Genomic DNA, 23,303 nt, shown 5'->3' with positions numbered 1-23,303 from the left:
TTTTAATCTTAGGATTTCCCAATCTCTTCTATTTCGTTATTTATAGGTGAATGTCTTGAATAATTTATAAATACAACCGGTATTAAAATAAATAAAACATTCATAATTATGAAAGTATATATAAAATGACTAGGATCGCTGATTTTTTGACACTTAATATAAAAAAACAAGAGATGAAAAATGATTATTAGTACCACAGAAGTATTTAGATACTTGAACATCATTTTAGATTCCTTAAATATGCTTATAAATGAAAATATTAACAATGGAAATATGATAAAATACAATACATAAATCGGGACTTTAATCATACTATATTCCTCATTAAATCCATAAGCCATTATAAAAATTTTAAAAATATTGTAAGCAAAAAATATCATCCAACCAAGAACAAATATTATTGTAAAAAAATAAGCAAACTTATTTTTTAATATTCTTTCATCGTGAAGCATAGCTTATCCCATAAACTCCAACACAGCATCCGTAATATACTTCAACTGCTCTTCGTCTAATTCTGTATGCATCGGTAGAGAAATAACCTGATCCAAAAGTTTGTCTGTATTCACAAAATCTGCATCATTACTTTCCTGAAAATAAGCTTTTTGTTTTCTCAAAGCAACAGGATAATAAATCATTGCAGGAATCTCTTTTTCCGTTAAGAATTTTTGTAATTCGTTACGCTTTCCATTCAAAATTCTGAGAGTATATTGATGGAAAACATGTGTAGAATATTCAGCTCTTTTTGGTGTTAATATGTTTTCATTTCCGGCAAAAGCTTCGTCATAATAATCTGCAGCCTTTCTTCTTGCATCGTTATACGAATCCAGATTAGGAAGTTTCTTTCTCAAAATCGCCGCCTGAATACTGTCTAAACGGGAATTAACACCTACTTCATCATGATAATATCTTTCGTACATTCCATGATTTACGATTCCTCTGATCTTATATGCTAAATTATCATTATTCGTAAAAATAGCTCCACCGTCTCCGTAGCAGCCTAAATTTTTAGATGGAAAAAAAGAAGTTGTTCCAACGGTAGACATTGTACCGGCATGTCTTACAGTTCCATCTGAAAATGTAAACTGAGAGCCGATTGCCTGCGCATCATCTTCAATTACAAATAAATTATGCTCTTCGGCGATCTTCAAAATCTCTTCCATATTCGCACATTGTCCGAAAATATGAACAGGAATAATCGCCTTAGTTTTTGGAGTAATCGCTTTTCTTATCTGCTCAGTAGAAATTGTAAAAGTATCGTAATCTACATCTACCAAAACAGATTTTAATTTAAGCAAATGAATAACCTCTACCGTTGCCGCAAAAGTAAAATCAGCAGTGACAACCTCATCTCCTTCCTGTAGATCCAACGCCATTAATGCAATTTGCAGCGCATCTGTTCCGTTTGCACATGGGATCACATGCTTCACATCAAGGTAAGTTTCCAGCTCGTTCTGAAATGATTTTACTTCGGGACCATTAATGAAAGCCGCAGAATCCATCACATTTAAAACCGCATTATCTACATCATTTTTTATTTTGTAATACTGACTTTGCAAGTCAACCATCTGTATTTTTTTCATACGTCAATTTTATTTTTCTAAGTTAAATGTAACCGCGATACCCTACTTTTCTCTGTAAGTTTAAAACACGGTTTCAAAAACAAATATTTTCGTAAAAATAAGGAAATTAAAATCCTTTCAAAAATTTTATTGAAATTGTTTTATCTTTATGAAAAATAATTAGATGAAGAAAATTTTATTATTTTGTCTTATAGCAGGTTATGGCCGTGCAAATGCTCAAAGCGAACTGGTTTTTGTGTACTTTAACGACAAACCCAACAAAGCTGCTTTCTACGCCAATCCTTTATCTGAGTTAACTCAAAAAGCACTCACCAGAAGAACAACTTTGGGAATTCCGTTGAATGATCAGGATGCGCCTATCGAACAGACTTACATTCAAAATTTGCAGAACCTTGGCTTTACCATTACCGACTCTTCCAAATGGTTAAATGGAGTTGCTTTGGTCGTGAATCAAACTCAGGTAAATCTCATAAAAGCCCAACCTTTTGTGCAATCTGTAGAAAGTTTTGCTAAAAATTCTTCACTTGTACTGAAAACTCAAAATATCAATAAGTGGGAAAGCTTTGACTTGGCTCAGAAGAATATGACTGTATTTAATTATGGTTCGGGATCAGATCAGATTGACCAGATTAATCTCAGACCACTTCATCTTGCAGGATTTACCGGAACTGGCGTTACCATTGCTGTAATTGATACCGGATTCCCTACTGTCAATACAGGTTCTGCCTTCTTAAGACTGATAACCAATAATAAAATAAAAGGCGGCTATGATTTTGTGACCAAGACGACAAATATCTATGACCCAACTCTTAATAACCACGGAACTGTGGTTCTGGGAGCAATTGGAGGATACATTCAAAATACTTTTGTAGGTTCAGCCCCAGATGCAGATTTTTACCTTTACAGAAGCGAAAATGCGATGGTAGAAGTTCCTCAGGAAGAATTATATTGGATCGAGGCTGCTGAAGAAGCAGACAGAAAAGGTGTCGACATTATCACTACTTCTTTAGGCTATAACAACTTTGATGATCCGAAATACAGTTATACCTATGCCAATATGAACGGTACAACCTCTTTTATTGCCAGAGCTAGCCAAATTGCCGTCAGCAAAGGAATTTTTGTACTAATTGCCGCAGGAAATTCTGGAGAGCAAGCATGGCATTTTATTACAACTCCTGCCGATAATGCGCAGGTTTTCACAATAGGATCTGTAGATTCTACAGGTATTCCTTCGGGATTTTCTTCTTTCGGACCCAATTCTGCGGGAATTGTAAAACCCGATGCTGCCGTAAGAGGAACTGCATCGGCAACGGTAGATAATAGTACAGTAACGACGGTCTCCGGAACCTCAATTGCAACACCCATCGCAGCGGGAGGTGTCGCTTGTCTCATTCAGGCATTTCCTACAATGAGCCGGGATTTGATGAAAACTAAACTTAGACAGACTGCTTCATTATATCCCAACACAAATAATCAGACCGGCTACGGAATTCTCAATTTCGGAAGCTTATACAATTCTGTTCTGAATACTTCTGAATTGGTAAAACGAAATCAAATTTCAGTATTTCCAAATCCGGTACAATCAATTTTGAGCATAGCCACCGAAGGCGAAGTTTCATCTCTCGAAGTTTTTGACAATTTGGGAAGATCGGTATTAAAATCTAAAAATCAGAAATCAATTAATGTTCAGGATTTTGCTAGCGGAACTTATTATCTAAAAGTTCAGGTAAAAGACCATGTCTATTATGAAAAATTTCTAAAAAATTAATTATAAAAAAAACGGCGAGACTTTTTCGATAAAATTTCTCGCCGTTTTCTACACTGAAAAATAATTTGTTTATTTAATTACGATTAAGCCGAATTTCTACTCGCATTAATATTTCCAAAAAGAGATCTCGTCACCAGTTTTTCGTAAGCTTCCTTGTTACCTTCACCTTTTTGAATTTTCATTAAAGCATATTGCTGAATACTCAACAGTGGAAGTACAATTTTCTCACGAATTTTAACCGATTTTCTTGATAAAGGATCTTCTTCCTGCAGCATTTTGAAACCGGTAAGCTCAAGCATAATATCTTTTGAAAGATTATATTCGCTATAAAGCACATTCCAGAATTCGCCGAACTTCGGATTGTCTTTAATATAATAGGTAAGCGGAAAATAAGATTTATTCATACTCATCATTGAGTTTAAAACCAATGTTTTAAAGAAATCTGAACCTTTGTACAGTTTTCGCAGCTCATCGAACCTTCCTTCTTCTTTCAGCTGCTGCATGGCAAAACCAAAACCGAAAAATCCAGGAACATTCTGCTTTAGCTGCGACCAAGATCCAACAAAAGGAATCGCTCTCAGATCTTCAAATTTCAACTCATTTCCACCACCTCGTTTTGACGGACGGCTTCCGATATTGGTTTTTCCGTAATATTCAAGCGTACTCATCTCCTGAAGATAAGGTACAAACATAGGATGAGCCTTTAGGTCAGAATATTTTTTATAACTGATATCTGCCAGTTCAATAATTAATGCACGTTCTTCTTCCGTTAGGTCTTTTTTAGAGTTTTTAAACACGTCATTTTCAACTCCAGCCGTAAGAAGCTGTTCAAAATTGAATTTTGCCTGTTCCTTATTTCCAAAAATACTGGTTATAGTTTGACCTTGAATTGTAAGTTCGATTTTATTGTTGGCAATTGTTTTTCCCTGCGAAGCGTAGAAATCGTGTGTTTTGCCACCACCTCGCGCTGGCGGACCGCCGCGACCATCAAAAAAGACAACTTTGATTCCGTTTTCTTCCGAAAGTTTGGTCAATACTTCTTTCGCTTTATAAATTTCCCAGTTAGCTTTCAGATAACCACCGTCTTTTGTTCCGTCTGAAAAACCAAGCATGATCGTCTGCTGACTTCCTCTTCTCTCCAAATGTTTTTGATAAATCGGATTTTTATATAGTTCTTTCATCACGCTTTCGGCATTATCAAGGCCTTCCATCGTTTCAAAAAGAGGAACAATATCCATATTGATTTCTTCATCATTATATCCTGAAATTTTGAAAAAAGCATAAACATTCATCACATCTTTCACGGCGTCAGAATTTGAAATAATATATCGATTCATCCCGCGATTTCCGTTAGCAAACTGAATATCTTTTACCTGAGCTACATTCAATAGCGTATCTTTGATGATATCTTCAAACTGATCAGCATCAATCGTTTCCGATAGCATTATCAGTTGATTAAATTTTTCTTCGTTGCCAACATCAGTATTTTTACCAAATTTTGCATCGTAAACATCATCAATTACCTGCTGGTGAATTCTGCTGTCCTGCCGAATATCCAAAGTTGCAAAATGAGTTCCGAAGATCATTACGCGGTCTTTGAAGTTCTGTAGATGATCCAGAAACAAAGAATTGTGCTGTTCTATCAATATCTTTTCGGCTTCGTTTAATCTTTTAAGAATATCTTCGGCAGTAATTCTTTCATTTCGGAAAATAGCTGAATATAATTCTGTGCTCAATTGTCCCAAAACCTCTGAAACGCCTCTGAAACTCAGTCTGCGTCTTACGTCTTTTAAATTTCCGTAATAGGATTTTAAAATTGCCGAACGAAGTTCTTCCGAGACTCTTTTCGTGACATCTGCCGTCACAAAAGGGTTTCCGTCTCTGTCACCACCCGGCCAGAAACCAAGCTGAATCAAATCTTCATGCAAATGAAAATTTCCGTTTCCGAAAGTTTTTTTGATTGTTGTAAAAAGTTCACCAATTGTATCATAATACACATATCTCAGATAATGAATGATGCTCAAAGCCTCATCAATAGGAGTCGGTTTTTCTTTATTAACAAAAGGAGTTTTTCCTAATTGCTGCAAAAGCATATCTATATTGGTGATAGAATCATCGGTAATTGATTTTCTGAGATCATGTAAAATCCGCTGTACCGAGCTTGGATAAAACTGCGTCGGGTGTGCCGTAAAAACTACTTTTACCTGAAAATCTCTCAATTTCTCACGCACTTTTTCCAGCTTATGATCCTGCAACGAACGCTCGAAAAGATTAGTAACCGTGCCGCTGTCGCTATCAGAATGCAAATTAGGAAAGGCTGCATCTTCGATACTGTCAAAAAGAACAACCTGTCTTTCTATATACTGTATAATCTTAAAAAGTAACTCAAGTTTTTGCTCTTCAGTTTGCAAGTCGGTATGGTTTGTAAAGAATTCTTCAACAATCTGCTCCGGTGTTTTACCTTCCTGATAACCGTCTTTGCTTTCTTCATAAAGAAAAGGAAGAAGCATCCCGATATTCGTCATTTTGTCATAAGGCAGACTCATGAATAAAGAATTGTAGATTTGAAACTTATTTTCTACAATCTGCCTGAATTTTTCTGCGCGTTGGTCGTGTATCATCTAACAAATGTAATAGATTTTAAATTTAATCGCGAGTAATTGACTTTAAAAATCCGTAAAATTTATATTTTCTTTAACATAACATTTTGTCCTTAAATACGTTATTTTAAATTATTAGCCTTATTTTTATATCATTAAGTGTACAATCGCTAAACTATGAGAGAGAAAACATTAAGAGAGCAGAGCATCGACGAATTGTATTATAACGAGCACAAAACAAAGAATGATTTTATAAAAAATTCTGTGTTGATGATTTTCATTATCGCTATCTCTATTTTTGTGACAGCTGAAAAAGGCTTCGGAATATTTACTTTTTTACCTTTATTTTGTTGCTATTCTATTTTATTATGTTATGTAAGATTAAAAAATATCAGAGAAGAAATAAAGTCTAGACTGCTTCATTTGAAGGAATGATTTTTAACCTTTTCGATATATATTTTTACTGAAATTTAACTTAGGTAAAATCGCATTTTATTTGCTATATAATTAAAGATATAAAAAAATAATGCTGAAAAAACTCCACAATCATTGAATTAATACGATTATGTTAGAAGAAAAATAACAATTTAAATTATTCAAAAACAGATAATTATAAATGTTATGCATACTTTTTACTCAATAAAATGGGAATTTCACTTGACAAAGGTGAAATTTTTTTTATATTTGTTTCTTCTAAATCACATTAATGCAAAAAAAAATACTTTCGGATCAAACTCTAGAAGAATTACGAATTACTGAAAAAAGATACCATAAAATTGTACTTTTCCACTTCCTTTCATTTCTTATTCTTCTCGGTATCGCAGTTTATATGACGCTGGAGAATGATCTCAACATTTTCACTGTTTTACCTCTTTTTTTTATACCAATATACATCTATACGCTCATCAATTTAAAAAAAGTAAAGAAAGAAATCAAGTCCAGAACATCTTATATATCTATGCAAAAAAAAATGCAGGAGAATAAATAAGAACAGTTTCTCTGATTAATTCTTATCTTTTATTATAAATTAATCACGTTTCTGATAGTTAATGTCAAACTCTTTCATCCAAAGTTTGAAGAGTTATTAGTCGAATTTTTATATTCCAATCCGTAAATTTGATCTAAAATAAATTTAGAACAATGCTCAACTTTGAATTAAAAAATCCAACAAAAATAATTTTCGGTAAAGGTGAAATTGCAAAAATTTCGAAAGAGATTATACATAACGCAAAAATTTTAATGATTTTCGGTGGCGGTAGTATTAAAAATAACGGTGTTTATGATCAGGTGAAAGATGCTTTGAAAGATCACGATCTTTTGGAGTTTGGAGGCGTTCCTGCTAATCCGGAATATGAAGTTTTACTGGAAGCTTTGCACATTATTAAAGAAAATAATATCACTTATCTTCTCGCTGTAGGTGGCGGCTCCGTGATTGACGGTGTGAAATTTCTATCTGCTGCGGCTTCTTATGATGGTGAACCGTGGGAAATCCTTAAAAAACCTGTCAGAACTTTGGAAGGTGAGGGAATGCCTTTCGGAACCATTCTAACTCTACCGGCAACCGGTTCTGAGATGAATTCCGGCTACGTCATATCCAGAAGGGAAACAAAGGAGAAATTATCGTCGGGCGGACCAGGATTGTTTCCACTATTTTCGGTATTAGATCCTGAGGTTGTAAGATCTATTCCGAAAAAGCAGATTGCAAACGGAATCGCCGATGCTTACACTCACGTTTTAGAACAATATATGACAGCACCATCATCTGCTGATCTTCAGGAACGAATTGCCGAAAGCATTTTGATTAGCCTCCAGGAAACGGCGCCGAAAGTGATGACCGAAGAGTTTGATTACGATGCAGCAGGGAATTTCATGTGGTGTTGTACAATGGCTCTGAATGGTCTCATCCAGAAAGGTGTAATTACAGATTGGGCAGTACACGCGATGGGACATGAACTGACTGCGTATTTCGGAATCGATCATGCACGAACACTTGCCGTAATTGCGCCTTCGCACTATCGGTATAATTTTGAAACCAAAAAAGAAAAATTGGCACAATATGCAGAAAGAGTGTGGAATATTACAGAAGGAAGCACAGAAGAAAAGGCTGAAATGGCAATAAAAAAGCTTGAAGATTTCTTTCACAGTTTAGAAATTAAGACAAAGCTTTCTGATTACACAAATGATTTTCAGAACACTGCGGAACGTGTCGAGAAAGCATTTATAGAAAGAAACTGGGTCGGTTTGGGAGAAAATAAAAACCTTACTCCACAAGATGCTTATAAAATTCTGGAAATGAGTTATTAAAGCTCTTGCAATAAAAAACCGAAAGTCACGTGAACTTTTTTTTCAAACTATTTTGAAGTGATTATTTAATATTGCAAGTAAAATGAAACGTGAAATTATCTTTTTTATAAACATTAGTTTAAAAAACCTAGATTTCATTATAGATATTTGAAATTTATTTATATTTTAGCACCTTAAATATGTGAAAATGAAAAAATACCTACTTTTATTTGCTTTTTCAGCTTTAGCGCTTAGTTCATGCGAAGATGATGATGTTGAAGGTTTTGAAATGGATATGCTGAAAGGTGAATGGAAAGAAACAAAAGAAGAAGTAATTTCCGGCGCAGACAATAAGACTGTTCTTAACACTATTACACCTACAGGCTGCAGCGCGAAAAGCACTACAGAGTTTAGAATAGATTATTACGCAGCGTATACAGCAGTTACGGGAATTGGCGCTACGTGTACAAGCGCAAAAACAGAAGGTACTTATACATATGATGCTGAAAAGAAAATTTTGGTCATAAAGTACAATAATGATAATGAAAGACCTTACAAAGTAGACATTTTAAGCAGCACAGAACTGCGCCTTATGGAAATGTTTAACAGTATAGATTATAACGGAGATCAGAAAATTGACTTCGTTTATAGAAGTTATAAAAGATAAATCAACTAACTCCCGATCATTTCGGGAGTTTTTCATTATATTTATCTTTATTAAAATTTAGAAACAATGAAGAAGATTTTCTCAGCATTTTTACTGCTGACTTTTGTCCTGATTTTTTCACAGGAAAAAAAACCAATGTTCTGGAACGACATCCAGGAATTTAAAGCTCTGGATCAAAAAACTCCTCCACCAAAAAATGCCATTTTATTAGTAGGAAGCTCATCTTTCACAAAATGGAAGAACGTCTCAGAATATTTTCCCGGCAAAACAATCATTAACAGAGGTTTTGGAGGTTCCAGGCTTACAGATTTAAATTACTATGCCCACGACTTGCTAAATCCTTATCAACCCAAGCAGATAATCGTCTACTGTGGCGAAAATGATTTTGCTGATGACGCTAATCTGAAATCAGATGTTGTAGTCGATCGGTTTAAGATCTTTTACACGAAAATTCGAGAAAAATTCCCTCATATTGAGGTAGATTTTATTTCCATTAAATATTCTCCGAGCCGCGAAAAACTATGGCCTCAAATGAAAGAAGCCAACAAGAAAATTGCAAAATTCATGAAGAAAGAGAAAAATGCAGATTATATTGACATTACAAAAACGATGAATGACGCAAACGGAAATGTAAGAAAAGATCTTTTCGTAGAAGACATGCTTCACATAACGCCTGAAGGTTATAGGCTGTGGACTGAAGTGATGAATCCTTATATGAAATAAAAATTTTAACTTATATAATTTATAATACAAATGGCTGAGAATTCTCAGCCATTTGTATTATAAAATTAATTGAAATTAAATTTATACAAAATTTTATTAATTATTTTGATTGTATAAAGATTTTTCATTTCTTTGTGAACTTAAAAAAAACAATCATGAAAAAAATTTTAGTGCTTGCAGTTATTGCCGGCTTTTCTATCACTTCTTGCAAAAATGATGATCAGGAAGACATATCGATAGTTGGAACTTGGAGACACACTCAAATGAAAGTAATTTCAGGAAAAGATGGAAGCGTTCTTAGCAACAACGACTTAGATGCTTGTGATCAAAAAACCACCACTGAATTAACAGAAAACGGCACTCTCAAAAGTAACTATTATGAATTCTACAACAGTTCTTGTAATCATTATTATGAAGAATACGGCTATTCATATGATAAAAATGCTCAAAAATTATTTATAGACGGTGAGACATTTTCTATAAAAAGCCTTACAGAGCACGAATTGGTAATGAATGATCCTGAAGCTGATGACGATTACAACGATGATGGATTTGAAGATATTTATGAAATGCATTTGACACGATAAAAACAAAAAACGATTCCAAATTTGGAATCGTTTTTTTATTTCTTTCTCTTAGATTTCGAGATTGATTTTTGCTGGGCTCGGTTGGCTCCGAATTTTTTTGGAGTTTTTCTTTTTGATGGGCCTCCCCAGTTTTCTTTTTTATTTTTATCCTTTTTCTCGTGAAAAGCACCGCCACCTTCGTAAAGTTTTACCTGAGCAGGATTTTTCATAACAATCAGATCTTCTTCTGACGCGATCTTTTTAGGATTAATCTTCACTTCTTCCGGGAAATCAATGTATGTCAGTTCTTTATCCATCAACAATTCGATGTCAAGAACCAAAGTTTCCTCTCTTTTAGCAACAAATGTAATCGCTTTTCCGTCTTTATCTGCCCTACCCGTTCTACCAATTCTGTGAATATACTGTTCCGGAACTTCAGGAGTTTCAAAGTTGATAACGTGGGTAATATTAGAAATATCAAGACCTCTCGCCATGACATCTGTAGTGATCAAACCTCTGATTTCTTCCTTTTCAAAGCGTTTCATCGCTTTCAATCTGTAGTTTTGAGATTTGTTTGAGTGAATTACATCAAACTCATCGGGAAAAAGCTCATTAATTTGGGTAAAAAGTAAGTCTGAATGCTTTTTGTTATTGGCAAAAATCAAAACCTTCGACATATCTTCATTGTTCTTCAGCAAATGCTCAAGCAAATTGATCTTTGTGTTGAAGTTTTCAACTTTATAAGCAGTCTGCTCGATCTTCTCAAGCGGAGTTCCGGATTTCGCCAATGAAATTTCTATCGGACCTGCAAAATACTGATCCAGCATTTCGTCAACAGCTTCTGTCATTGTTGCAGAGAAGAGAATATTTTGTCTTTTATCTCTCATCATTTCAAAAATGTGTGTCAGCTGAGGCCTGAAACCTAAATTCAACATTTCATCAAACTCATCAATAATCAACTTCTGAACTTCTTTTAAAGAGATTGCATTATCAATCGCCAAATCCATAATTCTTCCGGGAGTTCCTACCAAAATATCACATCCGTCATTGAATAAAAGCTTTTGCGTATTGATGTTTTTCCCTCCATAGATACCGATTACTCTTGCAGTGATATTTTCTGTCAGTTTTTCTACGATTTCTGTCACCTGAACAACCAATTCTCTTGTAGGCACCAAAACAACAACTGTAGGATTTCCGTTTTTGTTGTATTTCCATGTCTTTAAAACAGGTAAAAGATAAGCCAACGTCTTCCCTGTTCCCGTCTGTGCAATTCCCATCACATCTCTTCCGGACAGGATCGGCCCTATACTCTTCTCCTGAATTGGAGTAGGCTCAAATAAATTTAAATCTGCTAAAACATCAAGAACTTTAACCGGGAGATCAAAGTCTGCAAAAGTGAGTTTTTCCATTTTGCAAAGATAGGCAATTAATTTGGTTGTGTATTACTGTACAATTTTGTAAGATTTAAGATGAATTATGTTGAGTTATATCTCTAATTTTTGTCTAAAAATTTACATAATATTTGTCATTCCGTAAGAATCTCAGGGTAGAAAAAGTAATTGCTTAGATTCCTACTGAATGACAAACTAAATATATTAGTATCTGTGCTCATCAGAGTAATCTTCAGTTAAATTATTTCCTCAAAATCCTTAGTAAAAGAATAATAACAAGGATAATAGAAAATGCAAATCCCAACACAGCAATTAAAGACATTTCACCGATTCTAGGTTCGGATTCTGAAACAAAAACGATAGCCGTCGCAATAATATTGGCGGCCAAAACCATCGCCAAAATGAGATTGATGATACTTGATTTGATAAGATTGTTGGTCTTTTCAATATTCTTGATTTCACTTGAAATAGTGAATTTATTGTCATCGAGTTTTTGCAGTACAGAACGCAACTCTTTCGGAATTTCATCTACATTGTCAGTGAAATTCATCATTTTCTCCATCCCGGTTTTGAGAAGCTTTTTCGGACTTATCTTTCGTGAAAGAATTTTCTTTGTATAAGGATGAAGACTTTTCACCACATCAAGATCAGGATTTATCGTTCGTCCTACACCTTCTATCAGACCAATTCCTTTAAACAAAAGATAAAAATAAGCCGGCATATACAACTTATTATCTTTCAAAACGTCCTTCATTTTATTGATGATCACATGAGGATCAATATTCTTTAAGGAAGTACTGTGAACAAAATTCAACACTTCTTCGACGTCATTTTCAAATCTTCTTTCATCGGGGATTTCGTAGCTGACTGCCATTTTCTTTAGGTAACGAACAATTTTGCCTGAATTTTTTGCAACGAAAGCAACAATCAGACTTTCAAGGATTTCTTTGTCGTTGGGCTGAATTTTCCCTACTGCCCCAAAATCTATGAATACTACTTTACCATCTTTTTTCACTAAGATATTTCCGGCATGCGGATCGGCATGAAAAAAACCATAATCTAAAATCTGAGAAACAAATAAACGCAAACCTGTTTCAGAAACCGTTACAGGATCAATATTATTATTTAAAAGCTCGGCTTTGTAGGTGACTTTTATTCCGTCAATAAATTCCATACAAAGGACGTTATTGTTGGAAAATTCGTCGTAAACAACAGGAACGTACGTCTCTTTATTGTTTTTAAAATTTAAAGCAAACTGGTTAATATTATTTCTCTCATTTACCAACGAAACTTCTTCCAATAAAGACTTTTCAAAAGTTGCGATCGCCTGTTTTAAATTTAACTTGGAACCAATTTCAGAATAGGTTGAAATTAATTTAACCAAATCTTTTATAATCAATAAATCATCTTCAATAACACTGAGAACATCCGGTTTTTTGATCTTTAAAATAACTTCTTCGCCCGTTATTAAAGTTGCTTTGTAAACCTGAGCAATGGAAGCTGTCGCCAAAGGTCTTAGAATAATTTCAGAAAAATGTTCTTTAACAACGATATTAAATTCGTTTTCCAAGATTTCCTCAACATTCATGTCGACCACTTCTACCCGATCCTGAAGCTTCTGAAGTTCCTGAATGAGTTCCGGTGGAAGCAAGTCTTCTCGGTTGCTGAATGTCTGTCCGAGTTTCACAAAAGTAGGTCCCAATTCTTCTAAAACCAGTCGTATTCTTTCGTATACCGTTCCTTTTGAAACAATTTCGTCGGACTGTACAGTATTTTCTTCCGGTTTTTTGCCCATTCTGGCAATCATATCTTTGAAGCCGTATTTGCTTAAAACGGATATTAATCTGGCAGATCTTTTCAGCTTTCGCTGCTGTTTATCAAACATAATTTTAAGGATGAATTGAAATGCAAAGTACGTTCAAAAATTATTCCTATTGAAAGATATTGTAGCTTCAAGAACAAATTTATGTAAAGGTAAAAGTTGCAAATAAAAGTCGTGATCTAAATATTTTACATCAAACAGAATTATTCCACAAAAACATATTCATCATAATGTCCCAAAAATTTCACCTGAGAGCCTAAAGAAACAATCTCATCGATAGCATTTTGAGAAAGAACATTGTGCCACTCACTCTCGACATTGATAAAGAAAAAGTAATTTCCCAAACCGGTTTTCAACGTTCGGCTTTCGATTTTTGAAAGGTTCATTTTTCGCCAAGCAAAGACGGAAAGTACCTGATGAAGACCTCCTGCGTGATCTTCGGGAAGAGTGATAATCAAAGAAGTTTTTTCAGAAGTTTTGGGTAGCGGAAGTTGCAAAGCTGACTTCTGTTTTGAAATGACGATGAACTTGGTATGATTCTGTTCAAAATCCTGAATATTTTCACGAATGATTTTTAAACCATACAATTTGGCAGAATATCGATTGGCAATTGCAGCCCATTTTTCGTTTTGGTTTTCTGAAACTAACTTCGCAGATGCCGCTGTAGAACTGAAATCCTGAGACGGAATATCTTTAAAATGATCATATCTGAAATGAAAAGTCTGCGCTAAAGCCTGCGGATGAGAAATTACCTTCTCAAAAACTTCATTATCGGGATGAATCATCAGGTGATGAGCGATCGGCATTACCAATTCGGTTTCTATAAAAACATCAAAATCATAGAGATAATCGAGCGTCATAGAAACTGTTCCTTCAATAGAATTTTCCAAAGGAACTACGGCTTTATCCACTTCATTATTTTTCACTGCATTGAAACAATCGAGAATACTCGACTGCGGAACCAATTCTTTATCTGGAAAAATCTGTGAGGCTGCCAATTGAGTGAAACTCGCCTGCGGACCGAGGTATGCTATCTTCATTGAACAAATTTAGAAAATATTGCGAGAATGAGTGATTAGTATTCACGAAAACGCCAACTTTAAAACCAGCATGTTTGCAATCTGCACAACAATTCGGGAGGTTTAAAACAACAGTGTATGTGACTTCCCGAGAACTCGCGAGGTTTAAAACAGGGTTATTTGCAACCTCGCGACGACTCGGGAAGTCTCCTGCAAATTGCGGGAAACCAACCGAGTTCTCGGGAAGTCATCCACACTATTATTTTAAACCAAATGATAACTATTTTAATTTAAAACAAGGTTAAACTCTAACTTTTCGCAAAATAAGCTCCTTAATTTTATTAATAATATAAATTAAAATAAACAAAAAACCAGCCTCGAAAAGCTGGTTTATATATTAAAATTCAAGTTAAATTATTCCCACTCAATCGTTGCTGGCGGCTTACTTGAAATATCGTACGCTACTCTGTTGATTCCTCTCACTTCATTGATAATTCTGCTGGAAACGGTATCTAAAAACTCGTAAGGAAGTCTACTCCACGTTGCCGTCATAAAGTCGATGGTATTGGCAGAACGTACAACTGCTGTGTATTCGTACGTTCTCTCGTCACCCATAACACCTACAGATTTCACAGGAAGAAGAACCACGAATGCCTGAGAAACTTTGTCGTACAGATCATTTTTGTATAATTCTTCAATGAAAATATCGTCAGCTTCCTGAAGAATTTTTACTTTCTCGGCATCCACAGCTCCTAAGATTCTAATTCCTAAACCAGGACCCGGGAATGGATGTCTGTGTACCAAATGATGCGGAATTCCCAACTCTTCACCTACTTTTCTCACTTCGTCTTTGAATAATTCTCTCAACGGCTCTAGCAATTCGAACTCCATTTCTTCCGGAAGCCCGCCAACGTTGTGGTGAGATTTAATAACCGCTGAAGGCCCGTTTACTGACTGACTTTCGATCACATCAGGATAAATTGTTCCCTGTGCTAAAAATTTCGCACCTTCAATTTTATGAGATTCTTCGTCGAAAACGTGAATAAATTCGTTCCCGATGATCTTTCTTTTAGTTTCAGGATCATCAATTCCGGCTAATTTTGATAAAAATCTTTCTTTAGCATCTACCAATTTGATGTTCATATGAAAACTTTCACCATAATTTTTCATCACCTTTACGTCTTCATCTTTTCTAAGAAGTCCGGTGTCTACAAAGATACAGTGAAGTTGATCTCCGATTGCTTTATGAATTAATACCGCAGCAACAGACGAATCTACACCGCCAGAAAGACCGAGGATTACCTTGTTGTCTCCCACTTTCTCACGGATCTCTTCTACCGTTTTATCGATATAATTAGTCAGTTTCCAGTTCTTCTCAGAATTACAGATTCCAAACACAAAGTTTTCAAGCATTTTTCCGCCTTCTTCTGTATGAGAAACTTCCGGGTGAAACTGTACGCAAAAGATTTTCTTTTCTTCGTTGCCAATTGAGGCAATTACGCCTGATTTTGCATTTAAATCAAAACCCGGAGGCAACATTCCTACCTCATCAAAGTGACTCATCCACACGACCGAGTTCTGCGTAACACCTTTTAATAATGAAGATTCTTTTACAATATCCAGATGAGCTTTACCGTATTCACCTTTTACACCTTTATGCACGGTTCCGCCTAAAAGATGTGCAGTAAGCTGCATTCCGTAGCAGATTCCTAAAACGGGAATTCCCTGCTCGTACAATTCTTTTTCAACTAAATGAGCATTTTCTGCATTTACAGAACTTGGCCCGCCAGAGAGGATGATTCCTTTTGGCTTTTTTTCTAAAATTGTTTCTAAAGGTGTATTGAATGGTAAGATTTCAGAATACACGCCCATCTCACGGATTCTTCTTCCGATAAGCTGGTTGTACTGAGAACCGAAATCTAATATGATAATACCGTTGTTCATTTTTAAATTTATTAATGCTTTAGGCTATAGGCTTTAGGCAGTAGGCTATTTGTGAATTTTAAAGCTTATCGCCTATAGCGTAAAGCTTACTGCTATGAAATTCTTTACAAAAAAAGACTTGGAAAATTTCCAAATCTTTTTTCACGATTTATTTAAAATTTACCAATGTCTTCTCTGTAGAAACTGTAATCAAACTGTACAGGAAGTGCATCTTCGTAGACTTTTTTTCGAGCCTCATCGTAAGTAGCACCTGTAGCGATAATGTTAAGAACTCTGCCTCCGTTGGAAACAACTTTATCACCTTTTTTGATTGCTCCTGCGTACAATAGCTGGCTATGTTTTACTTTATCTTCACCAACGATCTCAAAGCCTAATTCTATATTTCTAGGATATCCGCCGGAACACATTACCAGGCAGACAGCTTTTTCGTCTTTAAATTTAAGATCAATATCTTTTCCGTTCATACAGTCTGTGATAACATCGAGAAGATTGTTTTCCATCAATGCCATCAATACCTGAGTTTCCGGATCTCCGAATCTCATGTTGTATTCTAAAAGATAAGTTCCGTTTTTGGTAACCATCAATCCGAAGAAAATAATTCCTTTGAAACTGAAACCTTCTGCCTTCAGACCTGTAATGGTTGGCGCTAAGATATTTTTTTCAAAATCTGCAGAATGTTCTGCTGTAAATTCCGGACTTGGTGCCACAGAACCCATTCCACCTGTGTTCGGACCTTTATCACCGTTACCGGCTTTTTTATAATCTTTTACGGGAATACAAGGGAATAGTTTTTCACCATTTGAGAATGCAATAATAGACGCTTCAAAACCCTGTAAAAATTCTTCGATAACTAAACGTATTCCCGCATCTCCATAAAGTCTGCGGATCATAAAATCATGAATCGTAGCTTCAGCTTCTTCAACAGTATCACAGATAACAACACCTTTTCCACCTGCTAAACCACTAGCTTTTATTACCAAAGGATACTCGTGATTCTGAACGTAATCTTTTGCCTCATTGTATGAATCAAAAACTACTGCCTTTGCTGTTTTGATATCATAGGTCTGCATAAATTTCTTTGAGAAAGCCTTGCTTCCTTCCAGACTTGCCACTTTTTGATTCGGGCCAAAAACCTTTAGATCATGCTTTTTAAATTCGTCTTTAAGACCAGCAACCAAAGGTGCTTCCGGACCAACAATTGTAAGATCTACTTTTTCTTTGATAGCAAAATCTCTTAATTCTTTGATCTCTGACATGTGAACGTTTTGCCCGATAGCATCAGTAGATGCATTTCCGTTTGCAAAAAACATTTTCGTGACTCTAACGTCTTTTTGAAGTTTTGCCGCCAATGCAGACTCTCTTCCACCCTCACCTATGATTAATATTCTCATACTTTATTTAATTATCTAGTCTAATTTACAAATATATAATTTTGGATGCTATATATACAATCTCAAATTATTATTTTAATTCAATTTTAATGAAAGAAATGTCTTACACCAGTGAACATCATTGGGATTTTGTGTTCGTTGGCCGCATCAATACTTTCCTGATCTTTTACGCTTCCGCCAGGTTGGATGATCGCTGTAATACCTTCCTGAGCGCAGAAATCTACCACATCACGGAAAGGGAAAAATGCATCAGAAGCCAAAACTAATTCTCCTGTAAATTTCTCTTTTGCTCTTTCGATCGCCTGCTGTGTTGCCCAAATTCTATTTACCTGACCACCGCCAATTCCGAAAGCCTGAATACCGTTTGAAACAACAATTGCGTTTGATTTTACATATTTTACGACTCTTTGAGAAAACAATAAAGCTTTTTTCTGCTCTTCAGTCGGTTGAGTTTCTGTAACTACTTTAATATCATCTGAGAAAATACTGTCGTTATCCTGCACCAAGATTCCACCGTCAACTTTTACCCAAGTTTGCTTGTCTGAAACCTGATTAACGATTTTTATAATTCTTAAATTTTTCTTTTTTCTTAAAACTTCCAAAGCATCATCATCAAAATCGGGAGCCATTACGATTTCAAGGAATGTTTTGTTTAATTCTTCAGCTGTTGCAGCATCAATTTTGAAGTTGGCAGCAACAATTCCACCGAAAATAGAGATCGGATCGCACTCGAAAGTCTTTTTGTAAGTTTCCAAAGCAGAAGTTCCGATCGCCACGCCACAAGGTGTAGAATGTTTTACAGCGCAACATGCCATTTCGTCTTTGAATTCTGTAACTACTTTCCAGCAAAGATCCATATCACGAAGGTTGTTGAATGATAATTCTTTACCTCCTAATTGTTCGAAATCTTTCATCGCACCGTTTTCAAAAGTTGAAACATAGTACGCTGCAGTCTGGTGTGGGTTTTCTCCGTATCTTAAATCTGAAACTTTCTTGTATGAAGCACTTAAATAAGTCGGGTAATCTTCTTCTAAAAGCATTCTTGAGATCGCTGCATCGTAAGCTGAAGTCAGGTTAAAAACTTTTCCGGCTAATCTTTTACGGGTTTCGATGAAGGTATCACCGTTTTGTTCCATTTCGATTTTTACTTTTTCGTAATCTTCAACGTCAGTAATAACGGTTACAGAATCGAAATTTTTAGCAGCTGAACGAAGCATTGACGGACCTCCGATGTCGATGAATTCTACTTTTTCGTGTAATGAAATGTCTTTATTTACATTTTCAAAAAACGGATACAAATTTACAATTACCATGTCGATCAAACCGATATTATGCTCCTGAACGGTTTTCATGTGCTCTTCGTTTGAACGAACAGCCAATAAACCGCCGTGAACTTTTGGGTGTAAGGTTTTCACTCTTCCGTCAAGCATTTCAGGGAAATCAGTAACCTCATCAATTTGAATCGGATTCAGACCAGCGTCTTTCAAATGTTTGAATGTGCCTCCTGTAGAGATCAATTCATAATTTTGAGATTCTAAAAACTGTGCGAATTCTGTTAATCCGCTTTTGTCAGAAACACTGATCAAAACTCTCTTGCTCATAGATTTTTCATTTTTTTACGAAGTCGAAACCGCAGTTTCAATTGCGGTTTTCCCTTCATTTTACTTTTTCACCTACCAAATAATAGGATTTCATCTTATCCTTTGATAAGCCATCCCGTTGGGACTTTTCAACTTTTACTTTTTACAGTTATTTCAAACTGTAGACCGGTTCTTTCACCTCCGATCTTACTTTTACTTAGATTTTTTATTTTTTCGAAATATTCTTTTTTATCTAAGTGTGTCTTTATATTTTATTAAGAGATGCTTCGATAAGCTCAGCATGACATCTCTAATACTAATCGTAATTTTGTAGCTTCGTCAGGCTGAGCTTGTCGAAGCCTTTTATTTTTTAGAATTCCCGTTTACAACGGACGTTCTTAAATTTTTGAATGTTTTAAACCACCACGGCAAAAATTCTTTGAATTTTTGCCACCCCTCCAAAGGAGGCGAATTTTTATATCGCTAATAATTAGCCTTCTTAATTATTTCCTAATACTTTGTTTATTGCTATTGGGAAAATTTCATACTCAATTTTATGAACTTTTCCCGCCAAGGTTTCGGGAGTGTCTTTTTCTGTAACTTCGAATGATTTCTGGAGGATTGCTTCTCCTTCATCGATTCCTACCGTTACAAAATGGACGGTTGCTCCGCTTTCTTTTTCATTAGCTTCAATGACAGCGTTGTGAACGTGATGTCCCCACATTCCTTTCCCTCCGTATTTTGGAAGTAAGGCCGGATGAATGTTGATAATCTTGCCTTCCCAACTTTCTACAAACTCAGGTTTGAGGATAGATAAAAAACCTGCCAATACAATTAGGTCTGTATTTTCCGGAATGATTTTCACCAAGTCGCTGCTGAAGTTTTTCCCTCTCGGAATCAACGCAGTTTCTATGTTATGTTTTTTTGCCCTTTCGAGTCCGTAACATTCTCTGTCAGCAACCACTAAAGATACTTTTGCATTCTGGATTTCTCCGCTGACGATGGTATCAATAATTCGCTGAAGATTGGTTCCTGAACCTGAAACGAGTATAACTAAGTTTTTCATTTTTAATTTGTGAGCTTTGTCAAAGTTTAAAACTTTGACAAAGCTTTTACTGTTTTTACTAGCCCCGATGGAAACGGTATCCTTTTTTGGGGCGGGCGGAACGAAGTGGAGACCGTCTCAAAAAAGATATAGTGGACAGCGGGAAATAGCTCCTAAAATTTCAAATCGATCTTCTCTGCTCCTTCCGTAATCTCTCCTATTTCGTAAGCATCATCCAGAAGGTGAAGCACTTTTTCAGCGTGTGAAGGATCTACAACTACGATCATCCCGACACCCATATTGAAAGTTCCGAACATTTCTTCACGTGCGATATTTCCTCTTTTCTCCAGCTCTACCATTACACTCGGAATCTGGATTTTTGCGGCATCAATTGAAGCACATAATCCTTCACCGATGATTCTCGGAATATTTTCGTACAAACCGCCACCTGTAATATGGGCGATTCCGGCAACTTCGATTTCTTCAATTACTCTGTGAATGTCTTTATAATACAATCTTGTAGGAACCAAAAGTGTTTCGTACAAAGGTTTTCCTTCAAATTCTTCTTCAAAATCCGGGAAAATTTTTCTTACCAAAGAAAATCCGTTTGAGTGGAATCCTGAACTTGGCAATGCAATAATTTTATCTCCTGTTTTGATTTTTGTACCGTCTATGATCTGGTCTTTTTCAACGATCCCGACACAGAAACCTGCTACATCATAATCTCCCGGCTTATACATTCCCGGCATTTCTGCGGTTTCGCCACCAATTAAAGCACAATTATTGTCTTTACAGGCCGCTACCATTCCTAAAACGATTTCTGCAGCAATCTCGGAATCTAATTTCCCGCAAGCTAAATAATCGAGAAAAAATAATGGTTTTGCACCGTGACAAAGGATATCGTTTGCACACATTGCGAAACAATCAACTCCAATAGATTCATATCTTTTTGAGTCTAAAGCAACTTTAAGTTTAGTTCCGACGCCATCAGTTCCAGAAACCAAAACCGGATTTTTGTAGCCTCCGATTTCGTAAAAAGCTCCGAAACTTCCCAAATGATTCAAAACATTTGCATTGTGCGTTTCGCCTACCGCTTTCTTGATTTTATCAACGGTTTTGTAACCTTCTTCTTTGTCTACACCTGCAGATTTGTAAGTATTGCTCATATTTTTAATGTAACAGTGTATCAGTTTAGCAATGTAACAACCAAGATTGTTATAAGGTAAATTGGGACAATTATTTTAAATTTTACTAAATAAAAAAGCCGACAATCTTGGTAGATTATCGGCCGCTATCTTATCTCAGAATTTCAGAGTCCACAACATTCCCTTTTTTGGAGAAACATTCTTTAAAAGTGGTCTGAATTTTCATTACTTTTTCTTTTTGCAAAGATATTAATTTTATGTTAATATTCAAATGCTATTTTTCCAAGATTATTTCGGGAGAAGAAATCTTTGTTATTTTTTCTTTTAACTCACTGTCTTTCTCCTCGTTAGAAATTTTTTGATTTTCTTTGTCAAAGTTGTCGTTGAAGTGTGGCAATGTAAATGTATCAACAATATTTCCTGCATGCAGCGGAAATCTTTTTGAAGCTGCATCTAAAACTCCCAAACCTCCTCTAGGCCCTGTAGCTGTTGCCATCAGGAACATTGGAATATCGTTCCAAACTTTTCTGCCTTTGATTCTTGAAGTCCAGTCGAAGACGTTCTTGAATGCTGTGGAATAGGTTCCGTTATGTTCTGAAAGGGAAACAATCAATAAATCTGAACCATCAATTTTCGCTGCAAAATCTATTGCCTGAGCAGGAACTCCGCTTTCTGTTTCGAGTTGATGTTTGTAGATTGGCATTTCAAAATCGTTCATATCTACAACTTCCACTTCTGCATTTTCAAATAATGAGGCTGCATAAGTTACTAATTGTCTGTTGATTGATGTGTCGGAATTACTTCCTGCGATTGCTAAGATTTTCATTTATGTAATTATTTTTTTGATAACGATTATTGAACACCACCCGTCAAAAATTCTTTAAATTTTTGCCACCCTTCCAACGAAGGGGAATTGAATGCGTTTTTTGATGGTGCAAAATTAATTGTTTATTTTAAATATGCGGGTAAATCCATTGGAACTTCCATTAATAGAATTTTAGTATCTTCAACTGCTTCAATGTTAAAACTTTGAGTATCCCAAATTCCTAATCCGTCTTTTTCGTTTAATATTCTGTCACCAACTTTGGCACTTCCTTTTAAAACAAACGCATAAACTCCGTTTTCTTTTTTATTAAGTGTATAATTTTTACCATTTCCTTTGGTGAAATTAGCCAGATTGAACCAAGCGTCCTGATGAATCCAAACTCCGTCATCATTTTTATCGGGTGATAAAATCTGTTGAAAACCATTAATTTTCTCTCCATCTTTTATGCTTTTCTGATCGTATCTTGGTTCTACATTTTCCTCCCTTGGGAAAACCCAGATTTGCAAAAATTTTACGGCTTCATCTTTATTTTGATTGTATTCGCTGTGCATCACTCCTGTCCCTGCGCTCATCACCTGAATTTCACCTTTTCTGATAACGGCAGTTGTTCCCATAGAATCTTTATGTTCTAAATTTCCTTCCAACGGAATCGAAATGATTTCCATGTTTTTGTGCGGGTGAGTTCCAAAGCCCATGCCCTGCGAAACGGTGTCGTCATTTAAAACCCGTAAAACTCCGAAATTTGATCTTTCTCTGTTTTGATAATTTGCGAAACTAAAAGTATGGTATGAATTTAACCATCCGTGATCTGCATGACCTCTTGAATCTGCTTTGTGATAAACTGTTTTCATATTGTAGATATTTTTTTGATTATTTATGGTACAAATGTACAAACAGCAAGAGAGGAAAATGTTGATGTAAGGTAAGAAGTGGTGAGAAATGGAATGTCAAAT

General features: G+C 35.5%; 18 protein-coding genes. 6 read left to right on the top strand and 12 right to left on the bottom strand.

What is annotated here, in order from left to right; genetic code table 11:
* Positions 1 to 455: 455 nt before the first annotated feature.
* Positions 456 to 1,580, bottom strand: a complete 1,125-nt coding sequence (locus tag PGH12_RS00215) for a DegT/DnrJ/EryC1/StrS family aminotransferase (protein ID WP_267597975.1) — start codon at positions 1,578 to 1,580, stop codon at positions 456 to 458.
* Positions 1,581 to 1,743: 163 nt separating this feature from the next.
* On the opposite strand from PGH12_RS00215, the gene PGH12_RS00210 reads away from it, so the two are divergent.
* The gene (locus tag PGH12_RS00210) at positions 1,744 to 3,348 is read left to right on the top strand and encodes a S8 family serine peptidase (RefSeq protein ID WP_267597976.1); all 1,605 of its coding nucleotides are present in this window, start codon (positions 1,744 to 1,746) and stop codon (positions 3,346 to 3,348) included.
* Positions 3,349 to 3,431: 83 nt separating this feature from the next.
* Here the strand turns inward: PGH12_RS00210 and PGH12_RS00205 are convergent, their stop codons facing one another.
* Positions 3,432 to 5,969, bottom strand: a complete 2,538-nt coding sequence (locus PGH12_RS00205; RefSeq protein WP_267597977.1) for a phosphoenolpyruvate carboxylase — start codon at positions 5,967 to 5,969, stop codon at positions 3,432 to 3,434.
* Positions 5,970 to 6,125: 156 nt separating this feature from the next.
* Between PGH12_RS00205 and PGH12_RS00200 the strand changes: the two genes are divergently transcribed.
* The 5 genes from PGH12_RS00200 (at position 6,126) to PGH12_RS00180 (ending at position 10,208) form a co-directional block, all read left to right on the top strand.
* Positions 6,126 to 6,383, top strand: coding sequence for a hypothetical protein (locus PGH12_RS00200; protein ID WP_267597978.1), 258 nt, complete (start codon positions 6,126 to 6,128; stop codon positions 6,381 to 6,383).
* A 705-nt stretch (positions 6,384 to 7,088) separates the two neighbouring features.
* Positions 7,089 to 8,252 carry an iron-containing alcohol dehydrogenase gene (locus tag PGH12_RS00195; RefSeq protein ID WP_267597980.1) on the top strand — a complete coding sequence of 388 codons (1,164 nt, stop codon included), beginning with the start codon at positions 7,089 to 7,091 and terminating at the stop codon, positions 8,250 to 8,252.
* A 187-nt stretch (positions 8,253 to 8,439) separates the two neighbouring features.
* On the top strand, positions 8,440 to 8,898 hold the full coding sequence (locus PGH12_RS00190) for a lipocalin-like domain-containing protein (RefSeq protein ID WP_267597981.1): 459 nt from the start codon (positions 8,440 to 8,442) through the stop codon (positions 8,896 to 8,898).
* A gap of 66 nt (positions 8,899 to 8,964) precedes the next feature.
* Positions 8,965 to 9,621: a GDSL-type esterase/lipase family protein gene (locus tag PGH12_RS00185; protein ID WP_267597982.1), complete on the top strand. Its 657-nt coding sequence runs from the start codon at positions 8,965 to 8,967 to the stop codon at positions 9,619 to 9,621.
* 155 nt (positions 9,622 to 9,776) lie between these two features.
* Positions 9,777 to 10,208, top strand: a complete 432-nt coding sequence (locus PGH12_RS00180) for a lipocalin family protein (protein ID WP_267597983.1) — start codon at positions 9,777 to 9,779, stop codon at positions 10,206 to 10,208.
* Between the two features lie 35 nt (positions 10,209 to 10,243).
* Here the strand turns inward: PGH12_RS00180 and PGH12_RS00175 are convergent, their stop codons facing one another.
* The 10 genes from PGH12_RS00175 to PGH12_RS00130 form a co-directional block, all read right to left on the bottom strand.
* On the bottom strand, positions 10,244 to 11,596 hold the full coding sequence (locus PGH12_RS00175; protein ID WP_267597984.1) for a DEAD/DEAH box helicase: 1,353 nt from the start codon (positions 11,594 to 11,596) through the stop codon (positions 10,244 to 10,246).
* A gap of 223 nt (positions 11,597 to 11,819) precedes the next feature.
* Positions 11,820 to 13,463: an ABC1 kinase family protein gene (locus PGH12_RS00170; protein WP_267597985.1), complete on the bottom strand. Its 1,644-nt coding sequence runs from the start codon at positions 13,461 to 13,463 to the stop codon at positions 11,820 to 11,822.
* 140 nt (positions 13,464 to 13,603) lie between these two features.
* On the bottom strand, positions 13,604 to 14,440 hold the full coding sequence (gene pheA, locus PGH12_RS00165) for a prephenate dehydratase (protein ID WP_267597986.1): 837 nt from the start codon (positions 14,438 to 14,440) through the stop codon (positions 13,604 to 13,606).
* Between the two features lie 393 nt (positions 14,441 to 14,833).
* On the bottom strand, positions 14,834 to 16,363 hold the full coding sequence (gene guaA, locus PGH12_RS00160) for a glutamine-hydrolyzing GMP synthase (RefSeq protein ID WP_267597987.1): 1,530 nt from the start codon (positions 16,361 to 16,363) through the stop codon (positions 14,834 to 14,836).
* 152 nt (positions 16,364 to 16,515) lie between these two features.
* Positions 16,516 to 17,754: a phosphoribosylamine--glycine ligase gene (gene purD, locus PGH12_RS00155; RefSeq protein ID WP_267597988.1), complete on the bottom strand. Its 1,239-nt coding sequence runs from the start codon at positions 17,752 to 17,754 to the stop codon at positions 16,516 to 16,518.
* Positions 17,755 to 17,840: 86 nt separating this feature from the next.
* Positions 17,841 to 19,355: a bifunctional phosphoribosylaminoimidazolecarboxamide formyltransferase/IMP cyclohydrolase gene (purH, locus tag PGH12_RS00150; RefSeq protein ID WP_267597989.1), complete on the bottom strand. Its 1,515-nt coding sequence runs from the start codon at positions 19,353 to 19,355 to the stop codon at positions 17,841 to 17,843.
* A gap of 478 nt (positions 19,356 to 19,833) precedes the next feature.
* Positions 19,834 to 20,400: a phosphoribosylglycinamide formyltransferase gene (gene purN / locus PGH12_RS00145; RefSeq protein ID WP_267597990.1), complete on the bottom strand. Its 567-nt coding sequence runs from the start codon at positions 20,398 to 20,400 to the stop codon at positions 19,834 to 19,836.
* 152 nt (positions 20,401 to 20,552) lie between these two features.
* Positions 20,553 to 21,545, bottom strand: coding sequence for a phosphoribosylformylglycinamidine cyclo-ligase (purM, locus tag PGH12_RS00140; protein ID WP_267597991.1), 993 nt, complete (start codon positions 21,543 to 21,545; stop codon positions 20,553 to 20,555).
* Positions 21,546 to 21,798: 253 nt separating this feature from the next.
* Positions 21,799 to 22,350 carry an NADPH-dependent FMN reductase gene (locus PGH12_RS00135; RefSeq protein ID WP_267597992.1) on the bottom strand — a complete coding sequence of 184 codons (552 nt, stop codon included), beginning with the start codon at positions 22,348 to 22,350 and terminating at the stop codon, positions 21,799 to 21,801.
* A gap of 122 nt (positions 22,351 to 22,472) precedes the next feature.
* On the bottom strand, positions 22,473 to 23,201 hold the full coding sequence (locus PGH12_RS00130; protein ID WP_267597993.1) for a pirin family protein: 729 nt from the start codon (positions 23,199 to 23,201) through the stop codon (positions 22,473 to 22,475).
* Positions 23,202 to 23,303 lie beyond the last annotated feature (102 nt).

It is taken from the genome of Chryseobacterium sp. CY350, assembly GCF_027945075.1.
In the GTDB taxonomy this organism is placed as follows: domain Bacteria; phylum Bacteroidota; class Bacteroidia; order Flavobacteriales; family Weeksellaceae; genus Chryseobacterium.
This window is presented reverse-complemented; position numbering and strand designations above follow the sequence as displayed.